At 39.2% G+C, this 23,934-nt stretch carries 28 protein-coding genes; 25 read left to right on the plus strand and 3 right to left on the minus strand.

From position 1 onward, the window contains the following. The first annotated feature begins 70 nt into the window (after positions 1-70). The 8 genes from RCP16_RS19140 (at position 71) to RCP16_RS19175 (ending at position 9,812) form a co-directional block, all read left to right on the plus strand. Positions 71-724, plus strand: coding sequence for an HlyD family secretion protein (locus tag RCP16_RS19140; protein WP_069326446.1), 654 nt, complete (start codon positions 71-73; stop codon positions 722-724). 14 nt (positions 725-738) lie between these two features. After that, entirely contained in the window at positions 739-2,277 is a 1,539-nt protein-coding gene (locus RCP16_RS19145; protein WP_308641055.1) for a DHA2 family efflux MFS transporter permease subunit, read from the plus strand. A 51-nt stretch (positions 2,278-2,328) separates the two neighbouring features. Beyond that, entirely contained in the window at positions 2,329-3,837 is a 1,509-nt protein-coding gene (locus tag RCP16_RS19150) for an efflux RND transporter periplasmic adaptor subunit (protein WP_308641056.1), read from the plus strand. A 239-nt stretch (positions 3,838-4,076) separates the two neighbouring features. Further along, positions 4,077-4,679 (plus strand): TetR/AcrR family transcriptional regulator, encoded by a 603-nt coding sequence (locus tag RCP16_RS19155; RefSeq protein WP_308641057.1) that lies wholly within the window; start codon positions 4,077-4,079, stop codon positions 4,677-4,679. A gap of 245 nt (positions 4,680-4,924) precedes the next feature. Beyond that, complete coding sequence (locus RCP16_RS19160) at positions 4,925-6,127, plus strand: hypothetical protein (RefSeq protein ID WP_308641058.1); 1,203 nt, start codon at positions 4,925-4,927, stop codon at positions 6,125-6,127. Position 6,128: 1 nt separating this feature from the next. After that, positions 6,129-6,683, plus strand: a complete 555-nt coding sequence (locus RCP16_RS19165) for a HupE/UreJ family protein (RefSeq protein WP_308641059.1) — start codon at positions 6,129-6,131, stop codon at positions 6,681-6,683. Positions 6,684-6,893: 210 nt separating this feature from the next. Next, on the plus strand, positions 6,894-7,790 hold the full coding sequence (locus RCP16_RS19170) for an ABC transporter substrate-binding protein (RefSeq protein ID WP_308641060.1): 897 nt from the start codon (positions 6,894-6,896) through the stop codon (positions 7,788-7,790). A 369-nt stretch (positions 7,791-8,159) separates the two neighbouring features. Beyond that, entirely contained in the window at positions 8,160-9,812 is a 1,653-nt protein-coding gene (locus RCP16_RS19175; RefSeq protein WP_308641061.1) for a rhamnogalacturonan lyase B N-terminal domain-containing protein, read from the plus strand. 144 nt (positions 9,813-9,956) lie between these two features. Here RCP16_RS19175 and RCP16_RS19180 read toward each other — a convergent pair whose 3' ends face one another. After that, positions 9,957-10,439 (minus strand): hypothetical protein, encoded by a 483-nt coding sequence (locus tag RCP16_RS19180; protein WP_308641062.1) that lies wholly within the window; start codon positions 10,437-10,439, stop codon positions 9,957-9,959. A 220-nt stretch (positions 10,440-10,659) separates the two neighbouring features. Between RCP16_RS19180 and RCP16_RS19185 the strand changes: the two genes are divergently transcribed. The 9 genes from RCP16_RS19185 to RCP16_RS19225 all read left to right on the plus strand — a co-directional run bounded on the left by RCP16_RS19185 (position 10,660) and on the right by RCP16_RS19225 (position 15,644). Next, on the plus strand, positions 10,660-11,256 hold the full coding sequence (locus RCP16_RS19185) for a histidine phosphatase family protein (RefSeq protein ID WP_308641063.1): 597 nt from the start codon (positions 10,660-10,662) through the stop codon (positions 11,254-11,256). Positions 11,257-11,286: 30 nt separating this feature from the next. Continuing rightward, the gene (locus RCP16_RS19190) at positions 11,287-11,757 is read left to right on the plus strand and encodes a VOC family protein (RefSeq protein WP_308641064.1); all 471 of its coding nucleotides are present in this window, start codon (positions 11,287-11,289) and stop codon (positions 11,755-11,757) included. Then, the gene (locus RCP16_RS19195) at positions 11,718-11,948 is read left to right on the plus strand and encodes a hypothetical protein (RefSeq protein WP_308641065.1); all 231 of its coding nucleotides are present in this window, start codon (positions 11,718-11,720) and stop codon (positions 11,946-11,948) included. Before RCP16_RS19190 ends, RCP16_RS19195 begins: the two co-directional genes overlap by 40 nt. A gap of 348 nt (positions 11,949-12,296) precedes the next feature. Beyond that, positions 12,297-12,578, plus strand: a complete 282-nt coding sequence (locus tag RCP16_RS19200; protein ID WP_308641066.1) for a hypothetical protein — start codon at positions 12,297-12,299, stop codon at positions 12,576-12,578. 13 nt (positions 12,579-12,591) lie between these two features. Then, complete coding sequence (locus RCP16_RS19205) at positions 12,592-13,161, plus strand: hypothetical protein (RefSeq protein ID WP_308641067.1); 570 nt, start codon at positions 12,592-12,594, stop codon at positions 13,159-13,161. Continuing rightward, positions 13,143-13,286 carry a hypothetical protein gene (locus RCP16_RS19210; RefSeq protein ID WP_308642510.1) on the plus strand — a complete coding sequence of 48 codons (144 nt, stop codon included), beginning with the start codon at positions 13,143-13,145 and terminating at the stop codon, positions 13,284-13,286. The genes RCP16_RS19205 and RCP16_RS19210 overlap by 19 nt, the downstream gene beginning before the upstream one ends. Before the next feature lie 100 nt (positions 13,287-13,386). Then, the gene (locus RCP16_RS19215; RefSeq protein ID WP_308641068.1) at positions 13,387-13,677 is read left to right on the plus strand and encodes a putative quinol monooxygenase; all 291 of its coding nucleotides are present in this window, start codon (positions 13,387-13,389) and stop codon (positions 13,675-13,677) included. 166 nt (positions 13,678-13,843) lie between these two features. After that, positions 13,844-14,740, plus strand: a complete 897-nt coding sequence (locus RCP16_RS19220; protein ID WP_308641069.1) for an alpha/beta hydrolase — start codon at positions 13,844-13,846, stop codon at positions 14,738-14,740. A 148-nt stretch (positions 14,741-14,888) separates the two neighbouring features. Further along, positions 14,889-15,644, plus strand: coding sequence for a class I SAM-dependent methyltransferase (locus tag RCP16_RS19225; protein ID WP_308641070.1), 756 nt, complete (start codon positions 14,889-14,891; stop codon positions 15,642-15,644). Between the two features lie 87 nt (positions 15,645-15,731). Here RCP16_RS19225 and RCP16_RS19230 read toward each other — a convergent pair whose 3' ends face one another. Beyond that, positions 15,732-16,646: a phosphatidate cytidylyltransferase gene (locus tag RCP16_RS19230; protein WP_273592814.1), complete on the minus strand. Its 915-nt coding sequence runs from the start codon at positions 16,644-16,646 to the stop codon at positions 15,732-15,734. Between the two features lie 96 nt (positions 16,647-16,742). On the opposite strand from RCP16_RS19230, the gene RCP16_RS19235 reads away from it, so the two are divergent. The 4 genes from RCP16_RS19235 (at position 16,743) to RCP16_RS19250 (ending at position 19,099) form a co-directional block, all read left to right on the plus strand. Further along, positions 16,743-17,297, plus strand: coding sequence for a hypothetical protein (locus tag RCP16_RS19235; protein WP_308641071.1), 555 nt, complete (start codon positions 16,743-16,745; stop codon positions 17,295-17,297). Between the two features lie 249 nt (positions 17,298-17,546). Further along, positions 17,547-17,873: a PadR family transcriptional regulator gene (locus RCP16_RS19240; RefSeq protein ID WP_308641072.1), complete on the plus strand. Its 327-nt coding sequence runs from the start codon at positions 17,547-17,549 to the stop codon at positions 17,871-17,873. After that, complete coding sequence (locus RCP16_RS19245; RefSeq protein ID WP_161594291.1) at positions 17,866-18,411, plus strand: DUF2812 domain-containing protein; 546 nt, start codon at positions 17,866-17,868, stop codon at positions 18,409-18,411. The genes RCP16_RS19240 and RCP16_RS19245 overlap by 8 nt, the downstream gene beginning before the upstream one ends. Positions 18,412-18,547: 136 nt before the next feature. After that, entirely contained in the window at positions 18,548-19,099 is a 552-nt protein-coding gene (locus RCP16_RS19250; RefSeq protein ID WP_308641073.1) for a WGxxGxxG-CTERM domain-containing protein, read from the plus strand. Positions 19,100-19,239: 140 nt separating this feature from the next. Here RCP16_RS19250 and RCP16_RS19255 read toward each other — a convergent pair whose 3' ends face one another. Then, positions 19,240-20,127, minus strand: a complete 888-nt coding sequence (locus tag RCP16_RS19255) for a diacylglycerol/lipid kinase family protein (protein ID WP_069326477.1) — start codon at positions 20,125-20,127, stop codon at positions 19,240-19,242. Positions 20,128-20,385: 258 nt separating this feature from the next. Between RCP16_RS19255 and RCP16_RS19260 the strand changes: the two genes are divergently transcribed. From RCP16_RS19260 to RCP16_RS19275, 4 genes are all read left to right on the plus strand, one after another. Next, complete coding sequence (locus RCP16_RS19260) at positions 20,386-21,402, plus strand: SDR family oxidoreductase (RefSeq protein ID WP_308641074.1); 1,017 nt, start codon at positions 20,386-20,388, stop codon at positions 21,400-21,402. A 212-nt stretch (positions 21,403-21,614) separates the two neighbouring features. Next, positions 21,615-22,640 carry an endo-1,4-beta-xylanase gene (locus RCP16_RS19265; RefSeq protein WP_083243357.1) on the plus strand — a complete coding sequence of 342 codons (1,026 nt, stop codon included), beginning with the start codon at positions 21,615-21,617 and terminating at the stop codon, positions 22,638-22,640. Positions 22,641-22,863: 223 nt separating this feature from the next. Then, positions 22,864-23,391 carry a CDP-diacylglycerol--serine O-phosphatidyltransferase gene (pssA, locus tag RCP16_RS19270; protein WP_273592808.1) on the plus strand — a complete coding sequence of 176 codons (528 nt, stop codon included), beginning with the start codon at positions 22,864-22,866 and terminating at the stop codon, positions 23,389-23,391. Further along, a complete protein-coding gene (locus RCP16_RS19275; RefSeq protein WP_137224695.1) occupies positions 23,391-23,882 on the plus strand; it encodes a DedA family protein in 492 nt (163 codons plus the stop codon). Before pssA ends, RCP16_RS19275 begins: the two co-directional genes overlap by 1 nt. Positions 23,883-23,934 lie beyond the last annotated feature (52 nt).

A 23,934-nucleotide genomic window follows, 5' to 3' on the forward strand; every position in this document is an offset into this window, starting at 1 on the left:
GAGGTGAATACAGATCGCGATGATGGTTTGAATAGGGATTCCCAACTTTTAGACTGCTGAGGTGGAGTAAGTGAAGAAGAAGATTATTTTAATTATTTTACTGGTACTACTGGTCGTAAGTGGTAGTGCACTGGGCTATTACTATTGGTATCAAGGAAGTCATTTCGTCAAAACAGATGATGCTCGAATTAGTGCAGATCAGTATAAAGTAATGCCTCAGCTGACTGCTCGATTAGATCATATTGATGTCGAAGAAGGCGATATTCTCAAAAAGAATGAACCGATCGCTGAACAAGATGTATCTGGTCTAGAAGCAAGTGATATTAGTAAATCAGTGGTACGTGCCCCTATTGATGGTACGGTGCTCAAAGTACAATCCAAAGAACGAGAAATGGGATCACCGAGCACAGCGATCGCTATTATGGCAGATATGAAAAATCTATATGTATCCACCAATATTGAAGAAACAGATATTAGCCGGATTAAGTTAGGTGCACGGGTTGATATTACGCTTGATGCGATTGAAGGAGCAACGATACAAGGCAAAATTCGCAAAATTGGACAAGCTTCGAATGCTGTATTTTCTGCGATTCCTGCTACCAATACCAGTGGTAACTTTAACAAAGTGACCCAACGAATCCCTGTTGAAATAGCATTGAATGTACCGGACGGCATGACACTGATTCCCGGAACCAATGTTGAAATTAAAATCTATACACAGTAAAAGGGGGAGTCGATGTGGCTTCTAATGAAATGGCTGCTGCTCCTTCCTTGGATACCTCTTCCAAAGAACGCTGGCTTGCTTTCTTCGCTATTGTTCTTGGTGCTTTTATCGCTGTACTAAATAACAGCCTGATCAATGTAGCGATTCCGCAATTAACGACCGATCTAGGCTCAACCACAACCCGGATTCAATGGGTTATCACCGGCTATACATTAGCGTCAGGTATTATCGTGCCAATTACAGGATTTATGGAACGCAAAGTAGGTTATAAAAAGTTCTTAATCGGTGCATTAGCCCTGTTTACGCTAGGAACCGCTTTTTGCATTTTCGCATGGAATGATATGTCGTTGATTATTGCTCGTATTATTGCTGGTCTTGGTGGCGGTGTTATTATTCCACTGAGTATGACGATTATTTATAAAATTATTCCACGTGAGCAAGTTGGGATGGCAATCGGGATCTGGGGTATTTCGGCAATGGCGGCTCCAGCGATAGGCCCTACACTAAGCGGATACTTGATCGAATGGTTTAACTGGCGCTTCCTCTTTATCGCTTGTGTACCGATTGCATTATTCGCTATTCTCATGGTCATGTTATTGATCAAAGAACCACCCAAAAGTGAACCGATTAAGTTCGATATTTTGGGATTTATACTGGCAGGCACATGTGCAGGTACATTATTGTATGCTCTATCGAATGGTTCATCAAAAGGATGGACATCTTTTGAAATAGTCGGGTTACTGTTTATCTCGGTCTGGTCATTAATCTTTTTGATCGTGGTCGAATGGGGCAAAGACAATGCTGTTATCGATGTATCTTTATTCAAAAATTATAAATTTACAATCAGTGTGATTACGTCTAGCTTTGTCATGATGGGAATGTATGGCGGAACATTTTTGGCACCTGTCTTTTTGCAAAGTGTACAGTCTTACTCAGCAATCGATACAGGCTTAATCTTACTTCCTCAAGCGTTAGCGATGGCGATAGTGATGCCATTTGCAGGGAAGCTACTGGATAAGATAGGCATTGTTCCAATAGGTCTGGTGGGCTTAACGTTAACCAGTCTGATGACTTTTCATATGTACAGCCTATCTCCACAGACTTCTCGGACTTGGTTCGAGATGGTCACCGTTCTACGTGGCATCGGAATCGGCATGTGTCTCATGCCTTTATCTACGGTAGGGATGAATGCGGTAGCCCCGGAAAAAGTAGCTAATGCTTCGGCGGCATCCAATCTGATTCGGACGATTGCAGGTTCCATTGCGATTGCCATTTTAACATTTATTATGCAAAGTCGAACCGCTTTACACGGTCAACATATTGCAGAATCGATCACAGGAGATGGTGCTCAGACCTTGCAATCGACACTGGGTAGCTCATGGGTCTCTTCGTTAACAGGCATGATTTCACTGGATGCGTATTCGCGAGGGATTGCAGATACTTTTGTGATCTCATCGATTCCGCTATTCTGCTCGATTCCATTAATCTTATTATTTATTGGCAAACGCAAGCCCAAACCAGCGAAAGAAGAAGTGATTTTGGTCAAAGCTTAAAGCCTCACCGATCCATATAGACAGAACCGTTCTCTAGAAAGGAAAGAAGCGATGAACATCAAAAAGTGGGAAGTTACAGCAACAGCGCTATTATTAAGTACGGTTATTTTAGCAGGTTGTTCCAGTAGTGAAGCTGTTCAAGATATGAATGTCACGGTCAAAGTCAGTCAGGCGCAAAAAGGCATGATCGGACAAGGCGAAATCTATACAGGCACAGTAACACCATCAGCTACCGTCAATATTATGCCCAAAATATCCGGTAAAGTGTCAGCCATCTCGGTTGATATTGGGACAGAAGTGAAAAAAGGTCAGGTTCTTTTCAAGTTAGAAGACGATGATCTACGCAATAATCTGAAGATCGCTCAATCGAATGTAGAAGCGGCGGCGGCAGGTGTTACAACTGCTAAAGATTCGCGTGAATCCGGTATGGTCTCTGCCAATTCAGGTGTAGTGAGTTCAAAAGGCGGTGTGATTTCTTCCAAAAGCGCAATCGATCAAGCGACTGGGGGGATGAACCAAGCACAAGCAGGGGTAAATCAAGCGCAGACTGCACTCAAACAAGCGCAAACGGCTATTTCTACAGCTACGAATACCATTAGACAAACACAAGAAAATGTAACCAGTGCACAAAAAACAGCATCACGTACACAATCGTTATTTAACAGTGGTCTAGCTACACAAGCTGAATTGGAGCAGGTTAATGCAGCGGTAATTACAGCGCAAACGGCGTACCAAAATGCTCTAAATACTAAAGCGAATGCAGAAGAACAATTAGTGGGCGCTCAAAATGCGCTAGGTACAGCACAAAAAGGATTATCGACTGCTCAAAGTGCCTATCAGAATGCTACAAGCAGTTATGAAAATGCCAATAGCGGTTACAGCAATGCTCAACGCCAGCTAGATGTTGCTCAAAGTACAGCAGGCATATCAGCTAGTGAGCAAAAAGTAGCTCAGGCTCGATTGAATGTTAATATCGCGCAAGATAATCTCAAAAATGCTGTTGTGACTTCACCGATCAACGGCATTATTACAACCAAAAATGCCGAAACAGGTGAAATGGTTGCTCCTTCCGCACCTTCACTTGTGATTGCAAATCTCAGTACGGTGAATATGCTGATCTATGTACCGGCAGATCAGATCAATAATATCCAAGCAGGCGATCGTGTACAGGTACGAGTCAATTCATCGAACATTTTAACGACAGGTAAAGTGAAAAATATTAACTCTATCGATAGCAGTGGAAATGGTTATCCGGTTCAAGTGGCTGTATCTAATGCAGACAATAAACTTAAACCGGGTATGCTTGCAGATGTCAGCTTTATCGGCAAAGATGCCAAAGAAGGTATAATTGTGCCGACCAAAGCGATTCAAAAAGACGGAAAAACCTCTTATGTCTATGTGGCTGTCAATAACAAAGCGATTCGTAAAGAAGTAAAAGTAGGTAGTGAAATGGGCTCGCAGACATTGATTACCAGCGGATTGAAAGATGGCGATAAAGTCATTCAGAACAATATAGCGTTACTTAGTGATCAGAGTACGGTTACGGTAAGTGCAGATTAAACAATTCAGCATACTACATTAATTTATACTAAAAACCGCTCTATGATTTTGTAGAGCGTTTTTTTTCGTGTAAATTTTGTTGTGTAAGTATATGAAGTGCATTTGCGGGAGTGGCTTGTATTTCATTCTCTTTTCTAATAAGTGTACATTAGAGATATGATATGAAGGAGTCTATATCTACATTTAAGATAATCCATATGTCAACGACTCCACTTAAACACCAAGGATGGTGAATAGATATGGTGAATGTTAATGATCTACGTGTCGTACGCACACAAAGTTGGTTACGAGAAGCATTGATCAAGCTGATCGAACAGGTAGGATTCGATGCGATAACAGTGCAAAGCCTGACCCGTGAAGCAGGAATTAATCGGGCTACCTTTTACAAGCATTATCGAGATAAATACGATCTATTGGATCAAAGTATGACGGATATGCTCACTTCACTCCAAGCTGAAGTGAAATTAAAAGAAATGAAAAAAGTAAACTTAGATATTCATTCGTTAGAAGCTTTATTTTTACGTGTGCTTACGATTATTTCTCAGCATCGGCCTTATTTTAAAGTGATGCTTGGTGATAAAGGGTTACCTTCTTTTCAATCTCAGCTTATCCAGCTTATCAAAGCCAATCTCAATGAAGTGATCGGACAACATTTCTCCTCTGATCCTCAGCAACAGATCACTCAAGATATAGCGATTACCTATGTGGCGACAGCCAATGTAGGATTGATTACACAATGGTTAACAGGTGTGATGCCCTATTCAGCAGCATTTATGGCTACACAAATGGCTTATTTGTTTGTACAAGGCCCTTTACAAACGTTACAAAAAACTTCGATCTGATCATCTTCCAAACAGCAGTCACTCCTATAGATGGAGTGGCTTTTTTTGTGTTGTTTATCGTCAGTATAGGCTGTATTGTGCGTTATCCGAGAGATAGCCATCACTATACGAAATAGTGTAGGTTAAGCAACGATTCTGGTTTTATTGTTTGTTGAATATGAACGCCAGATTGTTACAATTTAAGCAACAACATGTTGTTTATTTGTACGAGATATATCCAATATCAAAGAAAGCAGGTCATAAAAATGGACAATTCCAATACTAAAAGTCTGTTGATCGTTATCTCAATATCGATTACGTTGTCAGTTCTATTACTGATTCATGTGGGATGGGCCATAGGGGCAGAATATACATTGGTGACTGTACTTGCTCTAATTGGATGGTTGACCTATTCGTATCGTGCTGTACCTCGTATCGATTCGCTATTACCTGTCTATATCATCTGTATTGTCTTATTGATTGCACTGAATACTTTTCGTTATACATCTGAATATGCAAGCTTTATAGCTATACATTATTCCGCTGGATTTGCTCAAGATTTTGTAATGAGTCATACGACTTGGTTTGTCTGGATGGTGGGCTTACCGATTGTTATTTTGTTATTGGGTGGTTACTTTTTAAGCAAAGGGTATCGTGTAGGTGCATTTTTTGCCTGGTGGGGATATGCTTATGTCGCTGTTGAATCTGTTATTCAACTACTCGTAGAATTAAGGAATTATTCGTTATATGCACATCATTATCTCGGCGGAGTCTGGGTAGCAATGTTGTTATTTTATCTAGGCTGTACAGGCATACTCAAGCTGATTCGACCACGAGATCAATTGAGAACGCATGAACCGGTACAACCATTAAGTCGACGTAAAAAAAATCTGTGGACGATCTTGATTGTAACTTGTATTGCGATCTACGGAATGACTTTTTATGCACAAACCGGTAGCTTATTACCTGTCGGTGTAATTATCGGCTCTATGATGGGTGGATTGGTCTGCTGGCGCAAAACAACATCATATGTACCAGCTGATCCATATACCGTAGTGCCGTTATATTTATTGTTACAAGCGCTTTTTTATATTCATGTGGGAGAAGAAGTATTGACTCATTTTAATCAAGGAATAGCTTCAATTACTGGACAGACATGGTCTGATCAGGATTTCGATTATTTGATTACTTTTATTGGGCCTTTCTTCTGGGTATTAGGGGCTTACAGTCTGTGGAAAAGACAAGCGTTTGGTAATTTTATTTTGTGGTTTATGATTGTAGGTATGATTCTGGGAGAACCTACCCATTTGCTTGTATTTCCTATCGTAAGGATGGTACAAGAAGGCGTAGGATATGAATATTTTTCAGGCATGTATACAGCTCTATTTCCGATGATTCCTGCGATTCTAAGTCTGATTGTGATTGTAAAAGATCATCGCAAGCAAAAAGAGATGATTGTACATGATTAGGATGTTTATATGTGTCCTTATACTAGGATGGTTGCCAGCAGGGGTTGTAGAAGCACATGGATTTGGTGGTAGTGGTTTTTTGCATCCTTTAACAGGAGTGGATCATCTGGTCGCTATGCTAGCTGTTGGTGTATGGAGTGCGCAGATTGGAGGACGAGCAATCTATATCGTGCCTTCTTGCTTTGTATTGATGATGACGTTAGGTGGAGTGGTTGGATTAGAAGGATGGTTATGGACACATCTAGAAGTCTATATCGCTTGTTCGGTATGTTTGCTAGGCTTAGCGATCGTCTGGAATCGTCAACAATCGGTATGGATTGCCAGTGGTGGAGTCGCTCTTTTTGGATTTGCACACGGTTATGCGCATGGTCTTGAAATTCCTCAATTGCTGAGTCCAGCAGTCTACATTATAGGATTCCTGATCACAACAATTGGCTTACATGTGATTGGAGCTGTCGGAGGTTTGCTTATTTTGGAAGAACCTAAAAGGGCTATTCGATTAAGGTTGATAGGAGTGGTGATTTTAGTCATAGGGTTAAAACTGATTTTGTGTTGAAAAATAGACCCTATTTGAGATAGCAGATAGTATGGTAACAATCATTTCCATTGACAACGTATAGAAGCTACTATAAAATTCATTCTAATTGATAATTATTATCAATTGAGTGTAGTAAATATAGCTGATGTGAAATAGATTGATGATACATAGAGATGAATATGTCAATCGTTCCACAGAGAGAGAAATCAATAGATAGAGGGGTTACGTATGAAAAAGTGGATAGGGATCACATTAGGAATCTGTATGATATGGGTGCTAAGTGCTTGTGGATCAACACCAGCAGTCACTGAAACAACAAGCACGACGGAAAGCGCAGAGAATAAAAAGATAGCGTCAATTTCTATTTTTCTAACAGGGGATCTGATGGCATTAGGCATCAAACCTGCGGCAACGACCACAAGCGATTATTTGCCGATTACAGGTGAACAATATCAAGGGATACAGTATTTAGGGTTTACCAAAGAACCGGATATGGAAGCATTAATTGGATTACAACCAGATGAGATTTTTATCGATGCTGAATTTGCAGATAAGCTAGGGTTGGATAAATTCGAGCAGATTGCTACCACCCATGTCATTAATTTAGATGAAGGAAGATGGCAAGATCATTTACGTGCTATCGCCCAAATCGTAGATCGCACAGAAAATGCAGAATCATTTATTACAGCGTACGATGCCAAAGCCAAAGAAGTATCTGCATTATTTCAAAAAGAAATTGGCAATGGCAAAGTGTTAGCGATGCGCGTATCTGCTAAAGGATTCCGTATCTATGGTATGGATCGTCCGCTGGGCCCTATTTTATTCGAAGATTTGAAATTAAATCCTTCTCCAGATGTCACAAAAATCGATAAGAACTGGGAAAATATCTCCAAAGAAATCCTACCTGATTTGGATGCAGACGCTATTTTTGTATTAGTATCTTCTGTAGATGAAGGCAGCGATCAAGTATTTGAAAAGCTACAATCCGACCCGATCTGGCTAGGGCTCAAAGCCGTCAAAAATCAAAAAGTATATATGATCACAGAGCAACCGTGGCTAGATTACTCAGCTTCAGGTAATTTGCAGGCATTAGAACAATTAGAGAAGCTGCTAAGTGAAAAATAATTTATTTTTAAACAGATAATAGATTCACAATAAGTAGACATCAAATCATCAGTTATACAAGAACAGCTATACAAGTCGTACATGATATATACACAGAAAAGCCTTCGTTGTAAGTATGAAGGCTTTTTTTGTATTTAACATGATGAGCACAAATCAGATGAAAAAACAGATTTACTGTATAACAATTCCGAAAATCCATTCAAAAGAATATTAACTTCATGTAGTATATAGAAAATTACTTTTTATTCCTTATTATACTAATAAATCATAATCACTAAACGCTATCTCCGAAAAGTAATGTCCTGTCGTTCATTATTTTGTAAGCGTTATCAAAATAACTTCTATTCAAATGATGGAGGGATAATAATTATGTCCAAAGTTGAATTACAAGCAAGACATTGGGGATGGCGTCAGTGGTTGACGTTAGTTGTTGTCATCGTATTAGTAGGAGTATCGAGTGTATTTCCTGCTTCCACAGGATATGCCGCGGCGATCGGTGTAACAGACAATGGATCAACGATTGTTGTAAATACAGGTGCAGGGCTAGTCTATACGGTGAACAAAGACAATGGAGATATCACATCTAGCAAAATGAATGGAATCGAACTCAGTAGTTCAGCAGGCAAAGGTTCTCATATCAGTTCAGGTCTGGGATCAGGGGCAGATGTGACATGGAATACATCTCCTTCAGGTTCTACAGTAACGATCATTACCAAGACGAGCACATTAACTCATTATTATGTGTCCCGTAGTGGCGAAAATATTATCTATATGGCGACGTACATAACAGCAGAGCCTTCGGTTGGCGAACTGCGTTATATTTTCAGAGGTAACGGAAGTGTACTGACCGGTGTTCCTGCACATTCAAATATCCGCAATAATACAGGGGCGATTGAAAGTCAGGATGTATTTGGATTATCCAACGGTCAGACGGTATCCAAATATTATGGCAACGATCAAGCCAAAGACTTGAGTGTGCGTGGAGTGACTGGTAACGGTGTAGGTGTCTTTATGGCGTATGGTAATCGGGAGAAAAGTTCAGGCGGGCCTTTTTTCCGGGATATTCAATTTCAGAGCGGTGGAGATACTGAAGTCTACAACTATATGAATTCCGGTCATGAACAGACAGAAGATTGGCGGCTTGGTCTGCATGGTCCGTATGCGCTGATCTTTACTACAGGGTCAACGCCAAGTGTACCGGACTTTAGCTGGATGTCTGGACTGGGATTAACAGGTTGGGTATCCAGTCGTGGAGCGGTTGTATTAAACGGATTATCGGGTATGGTGAGCGGTTCAACGTATACGATCGGATTTGCAAATGATAATGCTCAATACTGGACAACCGCATCGTCGAGTGGAGCTGCTGTCCGCCGTGATATGATTCCCGGAACGTATACGATGACCGTCTACAAAGGCGAGTTAGGCGTGTATAAAGAAAGTATCAATGTCACCGCAGGTAACACAACAACGATCAATACAAGAACAATTTCAGGTGATCCTGCAAGTAAACCAGCATTATGGCGTATAGGCACATGGGATGGCACACCGCTAGAGTTTCTGAATGGACAGACGATTGCTGTTCGTCATCCATCGGATAGCCGTAATGCAAGTTGGGGCCCTGTGACGTATGCGGTCGGTGGTGCAACCAACAAATTCCCTGCCATTCAATTCAGAAGGCAAAATTCACCGACTAAAATTACATTTACGCTGACAGCGGCTCAAGCATCTTTACCACATGTGCTCAATATTGGAATCACTGCCGCGTATAACAATGGTCGTCCTAGTGTGACTGTGAACAACACAATATTAAGTAATCCCACAGCATCGACACAACCGAATTCACGTAGCTTTACGATTGGAACATATCGTGGCAACAACACCACATTTTCATGGACGATTCCTGCTTCTGCTCTAGTGGCAGGCACGAATACGATCTCGATCACTCCGATCAGTGGTTCCAGTGATCTTGGAAATTGGCTTAGTGCAGGGTGGGTGTATGATGCGGTAGAGTTGCTTAATTGAGTCGTTGAATTAAGATATAGAAAGAGATGTATTAACGATCAAAAAGAGGCTTTAAGTTCGCAGTGGAACTTGAAGCCTCTTTTTGATGATATACAATATTAGATAGAATTTCGTTATTATATGTATCTCAAAGTGTTATCTTATTTAATGTAATCCCTCGGGTGTTGAGCTAAGCTGTCCGTATGCTATCCCATTCATATTGCTACCATTCGATCTGTATTGGATAGTGTATTTTCCTGAATCCAGTCCTTTCAGATAAGCGGTATTAATGTTCCAAGTAAACACTTTATTTGGCTTTACTTGATCTGTAAAAACTTCTTTTCCATTTTCATTATTTACAAGATTAAAAGTAATCAAGACTTTACTTTTGTTGATGATTTTCAATTGAAAATAGTTGTGTTCAGCATCGATCAAAAAATTAGATGTAGGATTTTTTCCTACAAGTACAGTTTCAAACGAAAGTGGAATAGAGGGTTGATGATCTTTCATTTCTTGATTAACTACTTTTTTATCAGTAACCGATTTATTATTTGCATTTGATAATTGATGTATACTACCTTGTGGACTACAAGCAGATATACAAAATAGTAGTATTAGTAATAGGAAAATTAACTTACTAAATTTCATATCATATACCTTCTTTTTTCGATAAAAATAGTTGTTTGTTTCTTAAGATTATGTATTATAACTATTTTCTCCTTTCTAAAACGGTATTGATAAAATACAGGTAAATATCTCATACTAATCGTTACACATATATTTCATCGTAACATATATTTTGCTTCATACTAGTTAGAAAAAAGCATTTTTTAGAATAAACTTAATAATACTCGAAGGAGGAATGAAGATGAGCAATCTATTTTATATCGTGAGACATGCCATAAAGGAGAAATCAATTGGGGATGTGGATATTACTTCGCAAGGAATAAAAGAAGCTGAAATGACTGCACATTATTTTAAAGAGTTGAATATAGATCAAATTTTCTCAAGCCCTCTTCAAAGAGCAAAACATACAGCTCGTATTATTAGTCATTTTAATCATATACCCATTATAGAAAATTCTTGTTTGCGTGAGCGTGCGAACTGGGGTGATATACCCGATCAAACGTTTGATGAGTTTGTTGATCTGTGGGATAAATGTACTCAAGAAAGAGACTATGTGCCACCTCAAGGAGATTCAGCTAGGATGGCAGGTGATCGATTAGCTTTCTATTTATCTGATATATCTTTACAATATCTAGAAAGTCGTAGTGTTATTGTAACGCACGGAGGTTTGATTACTGATTTTTTAATAAATGTTATTATTGAAAGTGAATTACAGAAAGTTCATCTCGATTTTATTAATGTACAAACAAGTCTTGTGAAAGAATGTTCGATTACAATCGTATCTTTTCAACAGGGTCAATTTAAATTAATCGATTTTGCTAATACATCACATCTGTAATATTTGTTTATATCGAGAGGAGATTTTCAGATGATTCAAGGAATTTTTGAAACGCATATTAATGTCAGTGACTACAAAAAATCAGCAGAATTTTACGAGCAACTACTACATATTATTCCACTACACCATGATCCTTTTCGCAAATCGAAGTTCTATTGGGTAGGGAAGCCCGGGGAATCGATGCTTGGGATTCGGGAAAATTATCCATCATCACTTATCCAACGTCAGCATTTTGCTTTTCGCATTGCGTTAGAAGATATGCCTCAAGCACGTAGCTATTTGGAAGGGTTAGGGATTGCGACGACGAACTTTTTTGGAGAAAGCGCAGAGCAGTTATCTGTCTTTCCGTTTATGCCAGCAGTATCTATTTATTTCCAAGATCCAGATGGTCATTCGGTGGAGTTGTTAGCGATGTTGGAGGATCAGCCGAGAGCAGATTTGGAAATTATGTCGTGGGAAGAATGGGAGACGCTTCATGGCAGATCGAAGACACAAAATTGATCTGGCAAGCCAAGCATCTGAGTATGGATGCATTTTTTATGATTGATGTGCAGTTGTTATGCGGTGCTGGCTTAGAAGCGACTCAGTTATATTTGTTAGAGATCGACGATGAGGACGCAGTTGCAGAGTTAGCCTATTTAGAAAAATGTGAAGCGATAGGAGATTTTGAAGCGTTTAGCAAGGAAGTGTGAATTTCTTCAATAACATAATGGACAGCTTGTATAATTTTTTCAGATTCATAGTAGGGATCAATAAAGATATTAGCCGGAAATTGAATATCTACTATGCAATCTGGAGACAGAATCAATTCTTGTAATTGGATTTCAAATCGTAATGAATCTTCAAACGTATCCCCATCTCGATCCCGATAACAACACATCGCCTCAACATCTTCAATTTCGATAATTAGCGTAGCATTCACTGTAAATTGCATCGTTGAACTCTCCTTTGATATTAAAGTGCTGATAGTCCCTATATTATAAAAGATAACACTTACTTTTAAATGATTAAAAAAAGAATTTAAACGAGGAGATTTGCTGATGCAAATACTATTTTCTATAAATGAAATACAAGAATTGAAAGATTGCCAAGAATTGTTTGAAGATATGAAGGTTGACGATGTAGAAGTAACTTGCTTTCAAATCATAGATGATCTAATACATAAAAATAATATTTATCAGCAAGCAGACATTCTATATGCTTATGAGCAATTTGAATTAGCTGTTGAACTATTGAAAGAAATAGAGTGGTTTGATAGCTCCAGACTAGAACATATACTACCTAAAGTGAAGCAATTGCTGGTATCTACAAATTCTTTTTAAGGAGATTACATATATGAACTTTACAGCTATTTTTAATCGTGAACATATGGATACAGAAGATTTAATTAAGGTGATAAACCATATATTTGAAACTGATAAAAATAAGCAGTGGTATTGGTACATAGATAATGAGAGTATGAGTCTTTTAGAAAATTACTATTTCTTTGGATATATAAAGTTGATTGGATCTCAGGGTCAGGAATTGATCATAGGTAAATATCTTTTGGAGTATGATCATTTAATAAGTTGGAAGTTATTTTTGCTTGATGAAAAGATAACCCAACAATTAAGAGAGTTCTGTTCGAGATTGAGAAATATATCTCCATATGCTATTTATCTACCTAGTGAATATGACTTTGTTAACGATGTCTTTGAAGCGCAAAAGTGGAAAGATGTTTTAAAAAAATTACATAAAGATTTTGGCGATCCTGTTTCTACTATCCCATCTATGTTTACTCAAAAGATGATTCTTGGTACAGTTATGGATATTTTATTGACGAACTCTAGCATAACATCGTTAAGTATGTCACAGATTACTGGTGTTATCGGGGAAATGTGCTGTTGGTGCTTGAAGGAGAGTTAGATACTTTATTAGAAGATGAACGAACATTTAAATTAATAGCAGGTATGAGCTATACGGTAGCTGACGAAGCAGAACCGCATCATTCTTCTACTGTAATCGGAGCCAAACTATTTATAGTCGATTAAAAAAATACGATCATCTCACATTATTTTTGATCTTCCTCCAAAACGGGTATGATAATACATAGCACCTCAAAAATAAATGAACCACAAGGAGAGCAGATCCATGACGAATCTTGTAAATAATGCGATTTTGAAAGCAAAAGCAGGGCATGAAGAGCAATTGAAAGCAGAGTTGGTCAAAATGTTGGAGCCTTCTCGTAATGAAAGTGGTTGTATTCAATATACATTGCATGAATCGATTGAACCCGGGGTGTTTGTATTTTATGAAATCTGGGAAGAGGAAGCGGCGCTTGAATTTCATATGAATACACCTCATTTCAAATCGTATCGGGAAAATATTGCGTCTCTGGTTGATTCTCGTGAAGCGTTCCGTTTGCACAAAGTAGAACAATAAAAGTAATACCACGAAAGTGATTTCTATTTATAGAGATCACTTTTTAGTTTGTCGATATCACCTAAAGCTTATAGCAGAAAATGGCTGTCTAGGCGCTACATTTGATTATACCCCTGCAACTTCTTTATGATGAGAAGAAGTACCTTATGAATAGGAGTGAAACATAATGGATAAACAACAACAACAAGCAATGGTGAAGAAAGTAAGAGAAGCATCGACCAATAATGTCAATGGATCTACATTACAACCGAGCTATACCCCGCAGGTGAAGCAGGAGTCGCGAATGATTCCTACTTCTTATGAAGATGCACCTGTAACCGTGCATATCCCTGATCGTGAGCTGGCTGCTCCATTACCTGTTTTCATTAATTTTCATGGTGGTGGATTTGTGATGGGGAATCCTAAAATGGATGATCCGTGGTGTAGTGTGATTGCAGATCGGGCAGAATGTGTCGTGGTAAATGTCGACTATTTGTTAGCGCCAGAATATCCGTTTCCTGTGCCTGTCTACCAATCGTATGAAGTGGTGAAATGGATAGCCGAATATGCTACAGAGCTGAATATCGATGCAACTCGTATTGCGGTCGGCGGGCATAGTGCCGGTGGTAATCTAGCGGCAGCGATCTGTCTGCTGAACAAAGAACGTGGGAATGAGCTGAATATTGTGTATCAGGTAATTGATTATGCACCACTTGATCTCGATACCGATCCAGCGCAAAAACCACAATTTCCAGAAGCGATCCCAAATGATATCTCTCGCATCTTTAACGCTTGTTATTTGGAACATCCAGAAGATGGACGTAATCCGTTAGCTTCGCCTGTATTTGCACCTTCTCTAACAGGGCTTCCGTCCGCATTGGTCATCACCGCAGAACGCGATTCATTGGCAGCAGAGACGGTAGGTTATGCCAAGCAGTTAGAAGAAGCAGGTATTACCGTTACCGCCAAGCAATATGCAGGAGCGGCGCATGGATTTACCCATAATGGTGATCTGGCTGTAGCCGAAGATGCCTGGCACCTCATGAGTGACAAGTTAAAAGAAGCATTTACAGCTAAACAATAATTTTTAGATAGTATGATATCAAAAGAGACGACTCCTGATTAAGCCGAGGAACGTCTCTTTTTGATGACTGGCAATCAAAGGGCGCTTGATTTATAATATTTAAATGAAACATAGTTTTATCAGATGAAACTATAGGAGCGTGATAACAATGAATAGCAAAGAAAGATTTTCAGATCGAGTCCATGCGTATGTGAAATACCGTCCTAGTTATCCGGTAGCGGCTATCGATTATCTTTATGATGTGATTGGTATGAAGCGAGAAAGTACAATTGCTGATATTGGAGCAGGTACAGGTATTTTTGCAGAGTTGTTATTAGAACGTGGTAACCCTGTGATCGGCGTAGAACCGAATACAGAAATGCGCGAAGTCGCTGTAGCTACATTAGCAGAAGAACCTAACTTTGAAGTCAGTGAAGGATCGGCAGAAGCCACAGGGTTACCGGATCATTCAGTAGATTACATTACGTGCGCGCAGGCTTTTCACTGGTTTGATCAGCAAGCGACCCGGTCAGAATTTAAACGTATTCTCAAGCCAGAAGGTAAAGTCATTTTGATCTGGAATTCTAGATTGACGACAGGGACTCTATTTTTGGAACAATACGAGCAATTATTGCATGATTATGGGACCGATTATACGAAGGTCAATCATAAAAATATTTCAGCAGAGAAATTAGAACCTTTTTTCAAAAAAGATACGATGGAGCTCGCGAAGTTTGGCAATCGTCAAGTGTTTGATTGGGAAGGATTACGTGGTCGGTTAGAATCTTCTTCGTATGTTCCTAGCTCTGATAATCCCCGGTATAACGATATGATCGATCAATTAAAGCGTATTTTTGAGCACAATCAGCACGAAGGTGTTGTCTTTTTTGATTATGAGACTGAGGTGTTCTGGGGAGAAGTCTAACCTGATCGCTTGTGATATAGATAAAAAAGCCCCCATCGTTAAACATGGAGGCTTTTTGCTGATGTATTTTATTACAGAATAGCTAGATTACATAAAGTCCATCACATAACGAACCACATGGAAAAAGACAGGTGCTGTATAGGTTAAGCTGTCGATTCGGCTGAGATAACTTTGCTTTTCGTTGTCTACTTTTGGATCATCACCAATTAATAAATCTCGCTTGAGTACAGAAACGGTTAGACTTCCAAAAAATCCACTCAAACTAATCAGCATCCCCGTAACCAGACCAAAGTTAGCACCAAGCGGTGTAAGTATAGGAGCTACAAAGTAAGAAGTAATCGCTGTGACAATAAAAGCACAAGCAAAGCCTTCCCATGTTAAGCTGGCATTGGATGTAGGTACAATTTTGCGTTTACCGATATACATCGAAGCGACATAATGTACGACATCATTAAGTTGTGTAAGTAACACGAGGAATAAAACTAATCTTCCTCCATATTGTGGTGTGGCAAATGGAAAATAAGCCAGATGACTAAGTCCGAATACCATTAGCATCAATCCCCATTGGGTTGAACTGACGCTTCGTAGAAATCCGCCTGTACCTTTATTAATCAAGCGTGGAAGTGGAAGCAATAAAAAGACATAAATCGGAATAAACACAATAAACATGCCATACCAACCAATATAAATCCAGTAAAATTGAATAGGAATTGCTAAGTATGCCCATAAAAATAAGCGCCGATCTGCTTTGCGTGAGCGAATCATCGAAAAGTATTCTTTCAGTGCAAAAAACGTAAGAACCATCAGTGAGAGAAGCGATACAATAGGATTAAATAACGTAGCCAGACAGAATATAAAGAACATTCCCCACCACGTTTTGATCCGTAATCCGATCACGCTATAATCTTGATTTTTTTGAATTTTGCTTACGATGATGTAAATAAAATGGATGACTAATAGAGCAGCAAAAATAAGAATTAACGTTATTAGCGAACTATTCATGAATCAGCACCAACTTACCTTGAATTAGGATTCCATAAAAGGGATCATATGCTATTATGAAGGAATAAAGGTAACTTGATAAGGGGAAATTTTGTGATGGCAGCAGATCAATCGGTTTTTATTTTATTGACCAATACTGGAACGTTATTTACAAAGGTGATCCAGACGTATACCAAAGCACCGTATAACCATGCTTCGATTTCGTTTGACCGTGAATTATCGGAGTTGTATAGCTTTGGACGGAAGCATCCTAGCAATCCACTGAATGGTGGTTTTGTGAAAGAAGATATTAAGACAGGTACATACAGCAAATACCCGAATACCACTTGTGTGATCTACGAACTTCGTGTGACCAAGCGTGAAGTCGAGAAAATGCAGCGTGTATTGCAATTATTTATTCGTAAGCATCAGAAGTATTTATATAATATTCTAGGTGTGATCAGCATTACGCTCAAAGAACCTGTTGAATTCAGTAATTCGTATTTTTGCTCTCAATTTGTTGCTGAGATCTTACAACGATCCGGTATCAAAATTTGGAATAAGCTTCCCGCTCTGGTCACCCCGGATGATTTTCGCCAAAGTGAACGATTGCAGTTGATCTATGAAGGAAAGTTGAGTGAATATGAAGCGACACCCGAAGAAAACCTCTAGTTCTCATACAGTCTGTATACCCACAAATAAGAATAGATAAAAGTAAGAATCCGCAGTTTAGACTTGTACATCACAGGTTTAGAGTGTGGATTTTTTGTTGCGATGAATGTGAAAAATAGAAGCTGTAGGCTTTTTCGATGTGCTTATAATGGAGTTTACTATTGAGTAACTATATCGTGGCGTGATATAGTTACTGTATTAGACTATATCGAGGTGCGATATAGTTGTGGTGAAAAGGTGGAGGAAATGATGAACGAAATAACACGTAGTTATCTCCCGATGACGGAGACTGCCTTTTATATTCTGCTGACTTTGCAAAAAATTCATTATGGTTATGGGATTATGCAAGATGTCGAGAAATTAACGAACGGTCGAATTAAACTTGGCGCAGGCACTATTTATGGCAGTCTATCTCGTATGGAAAAGGATCAATTGATTGAAGTCGTCGGTGAGGAAAATCGCCGTAAGTCATATACAGCTACAAAGCTAGGCAGAGAGCTACTTCAACAGGAAATCGCTCGGATCAGTGAGCTGTATCATAATGCTATCCAAATGGAGGGAAACAATAATGAATAACAAAAAAGTATTCCGTTGGTGGTGGAGCTGGGAATCAGAGAAGATTGAGAAGTGGATCGAGGCGCAGGAAGGGCAAGGCTGGCATTTAGTGAAAGTGAAAAGCAACTTAATGAGATTCCAGTTTGTCAAAGGTTCCCCGCGTACGATGCGTTATGTATTCGATTATCAGAATAATGTAGATATAGATTATAAGCAGCTCTATGAAGATGCAGGTTGGGAACAGATGTATGCGAAGGATAACTGGTATTTATGGCGAAAATCGTATCCAGCAGATCAACCTGAACTACGTCCCGAAATTTATTCAGATGTGGATTCAATCATCCAACGGAACAATCGAATTAAGAAAACATTAATTACAGTAGGACTGGTACTCATTCCGATCCTCATCATGAATATGGTGGTACAACCAATGTGGCAAATTCGTACTTCTATTCTAGTCGTGTATCTGCTGATTTTTATACTATTTTTGTATGGGGTGAATCGTCTTGCTACACAGAATCGTAGACTGCAAGGAAAGTCGAAGTCTCTGAAGAATTAGTATTCAACATCAAATGAGATAGCAACCAGTTTATGAATAAATATGTAAAAAAATATAAAAAATCTGTTTAAAGCTCAAAGAGGAGTTTAAATATAGGCTAACAACAAAATACATTAATCGAAGGAGATACAACACCATGATGAAAAAATTTCAGATGACTTTTCTCTCGTTATTAATTGTATTAACAGTTGGAGCGACACCAACGTTCGCTTCAAGTACGGGAACGACTGGTGGTAGTACAGGTACAGATGCTACAGGAACAACAGGGACCGATTCGACTGGTGTGACAGGAACAGACGATACAGGAACAACAGGGACCGATTCGACTGGTGTGACAGGAACAGACGCTACAGGAACAACAGGAACGGATTCGACCGGAGTCACAGGAACAGACGCTACAGGTACGACAGGAACAGATTCGACCGGAGTCACAGGAACAGACGCTACAGGTACGACGGGAACAGATTCAACAGGTGTGACAGGAACAGACACCACAGGAACAACGGGTAGTACCACTGGTGTGACAGGTACTTCAGGAACGACAGCCACTGATGCACCGATGACAACAGATATGGACGACGATGACAACGATATGGATTGGGGATGGCTAGGGTTGCTAGGTCTGCTTGGATTATTAGGACTTAGAGGACGCCGTCATGATCCGCGTGATACCAATCGTCCTCTTTAACAGAGCCATGAATAGATTGATCAAATAAATCATATTCTCTACACAAAATCACCGATGATATCGTATACGTCATCGGTGATTTTTATGTGTAGAGATATATGTTGTAACATGTATTGGATCGTCTTAAGACCCTGTTGACATTAAGCTTCTTCTGGGACAACGACACGAATATGACCCGGGATAATACGTAGATCAACAGGTAAAGAAGGCCCTTCTTCGCCATCGACATTCGTTTTTACAGGTTCGGTTGAACTGACTCTTACATGTTTAGCCGTAAAATAGATAACATCTTTATGACCTTTCAGATTACCAAGTAATAAAGATAATCCGGCGGTTAACGTATTGAACATATTGAGATTGGTCATAATAAAGCAATGCAATAATCCATCATCTACTTCAGCATCAGGAACCATACTTTCAAAACCACCGACAGAATTCGTGAGTGCGGCTAGAAAAAGAGGAGCTTCTCCTTCCCACACTTCACCATCATATTCGATTTTTAAAGGGGATGCCGAATTGCTCATTAACTCTTTCATACCATCTCTAAAATAAGCAAAAGCACCTAATTTGGATTTATCTTCAGAAGGAACAGACGATAAAGCTTCTGCCAATGAACCCGCAGCAATTACATTTGCAAATAATTGATCATTCAATTGACCCATATCTACCGTTTTAACATTGGAAGAGCGTAGTGTCTCAATCGCTTGATCAGGATTAAGTGGAATCTGAAGAGCACGTGCAAAATCATTCACCGTTCCCAGTGGAATCACAGCAAGCTTCGGACGGTGTTCTTGATCCATAAGTCCATTGATGGTCTCATGCAGTGTACCATCTCCGCCGATCGACACGACTAGATCATGGCATTCTTTGCAAGCGTCTGTGCAGAATTGAGTCGCATCTAATTCTTTGGCAGTCTCATTTACTGTGACATGATATCCTTGCTCACTAAGAATATCCTCTGCCTTTTTGACATATTCTAAGGCTTGTTCTTTACCCGAAGATGGATTAATAATGATCGTTGCCTTCATGAGATGGATTCTCCTCTACAATTTATATAAGTGCATTTAAGCAATTTCGCAAAATAAAAAATAATTCGACATCAATTACCATTACCCAAAATAGTAGGGATGATACAGCATTATAACCTTTTCACCTCAAATTTTGAAAAATAATAGCTATCGTTTATAGAGCGATATCATTTGTTTGCTTATCTGAGAAATGGTATCGTAAAGGAGATTTAGGGTTATTACTGTATAGATAGGCTACTTTGTCACGGAGGTGTATTTATGAAAGCGCTATTTATTGGAGGCACAGGTATTATCAGTTCAGCGATTACTCAGCAATTATTAACTACCGATTGTGAATTGTATTTGCTGAATCGGGGGAACCGTAATCAAGATTTGCCTGACAATGCCCATATTTTGCAAGCAGATATTAATGACGAGCAACAAGTCGCAGAACTGATTGCTGATCTAGAATTTGATGTTGTGGCTGATTTTATTGCGTTTGAACCTACTCAATTAGAACGGGATTATAGTTTATTTGCAGGCAAAACGAAGCAATTTATTTTTATCAGTTCAGCCTCTGCTTATCAGTCTCCTCCTGCGGATTATCGTATTAATGAAGGCACTCCTTTGTCCAATCCATACTGGGAATATTCTCGTAATAAAATAGCTTGTGAAGATTATCTAATGAAAATGTATCGCGAACAGCAATTCCCGATCACGATCGTGCGTCCAAGTCATACGTATGATGAACGCTCGATTCCAATGGGTGTACACGGTAGCGAAGGAAGCTGGCAAGTCGCTAAGCGAATGCTCGAAAACAAACCGGTTATTATTCATGGAGATGGTACGTCGCTCTGGACGATGACGCATAATACCGATTTTGCCAAAGGATTTATCGGATTGATGGGAAATATACAGGCAATCGGGGAAGCGGTGCAGATCACATCGGATGAATCGTTAACCTGGAATCAGATTTATCATGCAGTTGCCGATGCACTAGGTGTGAAGCTTAATGCGGTGTATGTGTCTTCTACATTCTTGGATGCTTGCAGTACTGAAGATTATCGTGGAAGCCTACTTGGAGATAAAGCCAATTCTGTGGTTTTTGACAATAGTAAGCTCAAACGCTTAGTGCCTGATTTTGTAGCTACAACTCGTTTCGATCAAGGGGTGAAGCAAGTCGTCGATCACATTCTAAGTCACCCTGAATTGCAAAAAGAAGATCCTGAATTTGATACATGGTGTAATAAAGTGATTACAGCTTTGGATCAGGCTGTCCAATCGGTTCGTTCTTAACATTTTACTTCATTAAAGGGAAAGCATATCTACTGCTTTCTCTTTTTTTGTTATATCGTTATTTGGCATATTACATTATTTCCTTATGTTTATAGCGAAAATCCAGAGATAAGTTGTTACACTTACAAATGTAAGCGCTTATATAAAATTTTGGTAATTTTTGCGATGAGAACGTACGTCTACTATCTATGGAGTCAAAAGGAGGAAATAAGATGTCAAAATCAAGCCTATGGAAAGTGATTGGAACAGTCGCATTAACAGGGGTATTGTGTACATCGACTTTTGCAGAGTACAGTTATGCCAGTCTAACCAGCGGGAGTAAATTTCTAGGTAATATTATTGCAGGAAATGTACCGGCAAGTTACGGCAATTATTGGAATCAAGTCACTCCTGAAAATTCGACGAAATGGGGAGCTGTCGAAGGTAATCGGAATGCGATGAACTGGGGACAAGCGGATATGGCTTACAATTATGCACAAAGCAAAGGGTATCCTTTTAAATTTCATACATTAGTCTGGGGAAGTCAGGAACCTGCATGGGTGAGTGGTCTGTCTGCCGCAGATCAGAAAGCGGAAGTGACTCAGTGGATTCAGTTAGCAGGTCAAAAGTATTCAAAATCCGCTTTTGTTGATGTAGTCAATGAGCCATTTCATGCCAAGCCATCTTACAGTAATGCGATCGGTGGAAGTGGATCGACAGGCTGGGACTGGATTGTATGGTCTTTCCAACAAGCGAGACAACAATTTCCTAATTCCAAATTGTTAATTAATGAATATGGAGTCATTAGCGATCCTAATCTAGCCGATCAATATGTGAAAATTATTAATATTCTCAAAAGTCGCGGGTTAATCGACGGTATCGGTATTCAATGTCACCATTTTAATATGAATAACGTTTCGACCAGTACCATGACGACAGTACTGAATAAATTAGGGTCTACAGGGTTACCGATCTACGTATCTGAACTGGATATGACAGGTGACGACGCAACCCAACTGGCTCGTTATAAAGAAAAATTCCCTGTACTTTGGAACCATCCTTCGGTTAAAGGAGTTACATTATGGGGATACATTGAAGGACAGACATGGGAGCCTAACACCCATTTATTAAATGCCAATGGCACAGAGCGTCCTGCACTGAAATGGTTAAAACAATTTTTCGGTAAAGGGATTACAGATGGACAATCCATTATGCTCGAAAAAGATAATCTAGAGACAGCTGAAGTGCCTTCTCAATAAAGAAGGGATCTGTTTTTAACGGAAATGTATATTCCTATCTAATACGTATATATCCAATTATTAAAGAGTGTCAAAACCTTCTCTATGAGAAGTCTTTGACACTCTTTTTTTTGTTGTGCCAAAGACTTAAAAAAAACACAACTTCAAGATACATTAAACTAGGGTCATCCGAGTGGATATAGAAAGGTTTGATATTTATTAAACGAGCTGGAGTGTGATCACGATGAAAAAAATGCTTCCTAACCTGTTTACGCTGGGCAATTTGCTATCAGGTTTTGCCGCTATCCTTTTAATATCTCAAGAACAATTTGAAATATCAGTACTGCTTATCGTAGTAGGCTTAGTCTGTGATTTCCTTGATGGGTACTGTGCAAGAATACTTCATGCAACATCCGAATTCGGAAAAGAGTTGGATTCATTAGCAGATCTGATCACGTTTGGAGTTGCTCCTGCTATTTTTGCATATGTCGTATCCCTACATGAGATACATGTCGTTGGTGCAGTCTGCTGTTTATTTTATGTATGTTGCAGTGCTCTCAGATTAGCACGCTTTAATGTAAGACAAAGTCATATGACTGTTTTTGTAGGCATGCCGACACCCGTAGCTGCTGTACTGTCTATACTTCTCACTATTTATGTATATCCTTTAGTTGCTATGGTTGGAATAGTATTGATCGGCATACTGATGGTCAGTCCATTTTATTTTCCGAGTCTCAAAAAAGTAAAGTCTGAAGCGATGGAGGACTGTTAATGTCTACAATGCTTCAATTTTTATCAGATTACGGCTATCTGGCGATATACGGTCTGTTAACCTTAGGAATCGTTGGGCTACCAGTGCCTGATGAATTGCTAATGACTACCGTTGGTTATTTAACTACGATTGGAACGATGAAATTCCCTTATGCTCTTTTCTTTAGTTTTGCAGGAGCGATGAGCGGGATGATGATCAGTTATTGGATTGGAAAAAAAGCAGGTCGTCCTTTTCTTAATCGCTATGGGAAGTGGGTCGGTTTGAAACCGCATCGAATTGCGAAAGCTGAGCAATGGATGAATAAATATGGCCCTTTATCTATTATGTTTGGTTATTTTATTCCAGGGTTTAGACATGTGACTTGTTATTTGTGTGGAATTACCAAAATGCCACTACGTAAGTATAGTCTATTCGCTTCTCTAGGAGCTTTATTTTGGTGCTTGATTTTTATTCTAATAGGTAGAGTATTAGGATATGCAAACAATGGATAAAGTGCGCTACACACTTCAAATAGCTTGATACTTATTTTATGTCTTTTGAAGA

Origin of the sequence: Paenibacillus nuruki (assembly GCF_963311185.1) — a bacterium.
Taxonomy (GTDB): domain Bacteria; phylum Bacillota; class Bacilli; order Paenibacillales; family Paenibacillaceae; genus Saccharibacillus; species Saccharibacillus nuruki.

Excerpts from the sequence above, each read along its gene's own strand:
- RCP16_RS19150 (WP_308641056.1), top strand. The coding sequence starts at position 2,329 with ATGAACATCAAAAAGTGGGAAGTTACAGCAACAGCGCTATTATTAAGT.
- RCP16_RS19155 (WP_308641057.1), top strand. The coding sequence starts at position 4,077 with ATGGTGAATGTTAATGATCTACGTGTCGTACGCACACAAAGTTGGTTA.
- RCP16_RS19160 (WP_308641058.1), top strand. The coding sequence starts at position 4,925 with ATGGACAATTCCAATACTAAAAGTCTGTTGATCGTTATCTCAATATCG.
- RCP16_RS19165 (WP_308641059.1), top strand. The coding sequence starts at position 6,129 with ATGTTTATATGTGTCCTTATACTAGGATGGTTGCCAGCAGGGGTTGTA.
- RCP16_RS19170 (WP_308641060.1), top strand. The coding sequence starts at position 6,894 with ATGAAAAAGTGGATAGGGATCACATTAGGAATCTGTATGATATGGGTG.
- RCP16_RS19175 (WP_308641061.1), top strand. The coding sequence starts at position 8,160 with ATGTCCAAAGTTGAATTACAAGCAAGACATTGGGGATGGCGTCAGTGG.
- RCP16_RS19180 (WP_308641062.1), bottom strand. The coding sequence starts at position 10,439 with ATGAAATTTAGTAAGTTAATTTTCCTATTACTAATACTACTATTTTGT.
- RCP16_RS19185 (WP_308641063.1), top strand. The coding sequence starts at position 10,660 with ATGAGCAATCTATTTTATATCGTGAGACATGCCATAAAGGAGAAATCA.
- RCP16_RS19190 (WP_308641064.1), top strand. The coding sequence starts at position 11,287 with ATGATTCAAGGAATTTTTGAAACGCATATTAATGTCAGTGACTACAAA.
- RCP16_RS19195 (WP_308641065.1), top strand. The coding sequence starts at position 11,718 with ATGGGAGACGCTTCATGGCAGATCGAAGACACAAAATTGATCTGGCAA.
- RCP16_RS19200 (WP_308641066.1), top strand. The coding sequence starts at position 12,297 with ATGCAAATACTATTTTCTATAAATGAAATACAAGAATTGAAAGATTGC.
- RCP16_RS19205 (WP_308641067.1), top strand. The coding sequence starts at position 12,592 with ATGAACTTTACAGCTATTTTTAATCGTGAACATATGGATACAGAAGAT.
- RCP16_RS19215 (WP_308641068.1), top strand. The coding sequence starts at position 13,387 with ATGACGAATCTTGTAAATAATGCGATTTTGAAAGCAAAAGCAGGGCAT.
- RCP16_RS19220 (WP_308641069.1), top strand. The coding sequence starts at position 13,844 with ATGGATAAACAACAACAACAAGCAATGGTGAAGAAAGTAAGAGAAGCA.
- RCP16_RS19225 (WP_308641070.1), top strand. The coding sequence starts at position 14,889 with ATGAATAGCAAAGAAAGATTTTCAGATCGAGTCCATGCGTATGTGAAA.
- RCP16_RS19230 (WP_273592814.1), bottom strand. The coding sequence starts at position 16,646 with ATGAATAGTTCGCTAATAACGTTAATTCTTATTTTTGCTGCTCTATTA.
- RCP16_RS19235 (WP_308641071.1), top strand. The coding sequence starts at position 16,743 with ATGGCAGCAGATCAATCGGTTTTTATTTTATTGACCAATACTGGAACG.
- RCP16_RS19240 (WP_308641072.1), top strand. The coding sequence starts at position 17,547 with ATGAACGAAATAACACGTAGTTATCTCCCGATGACGGAGACTGCCTTT.
- RCP16_RS19245 (WP_161594291.1), top strand. The coding sequence starts at position 17,866 with ATGAATAACAAAAAAGTATTCCGTTGGTGGTGGAGCTGGGAATCAGAG.
- RCP16_RS19250 (WP_308641073.1), top strand. The coding sequence starts at position 18,548 with ATGATGAAAAAATTTCAGATGACTTTTCTCTCGTTATTAATTGTATTA.
- RCP16_RS19255 (WP_069326477.1), bottom strand. The coding sequence starts at position 20,127 with ATGAAGGCAACGATCATTATTAATCCATCTTCGGGTAAAGAACAAGCC.
- RCP16_RS19260 (WP_308641074.1), top strand. The coding sequence starts at position 20,386 with ATGAAAGCGCTATTTATTGGAGGCACAGGTATTATCAGTTCAGCGATT.
- RCP16_RS19265 (WP_083243357.1), top strand. The coding sequence starts at position 21,615 with ATGTCAAAATCAAGCCTATGGAAAGTGATTGGAACAGTCGCATTAACA.
- pssA (WP_273592808.1), top strand. The coding sequence starts at position 22,864 with ATGAAAAAAATGCTTCCTAACCTGTTTACGCTGGGCAATTTGCTATCA.
- RCP16_RS19275 (WP_137224695.1), top strand. The coding sequence starts at position 23,391 with ATGTCTACAATGCTTCAATTTTTATCAGATTACGGCTATCTGGCGATA.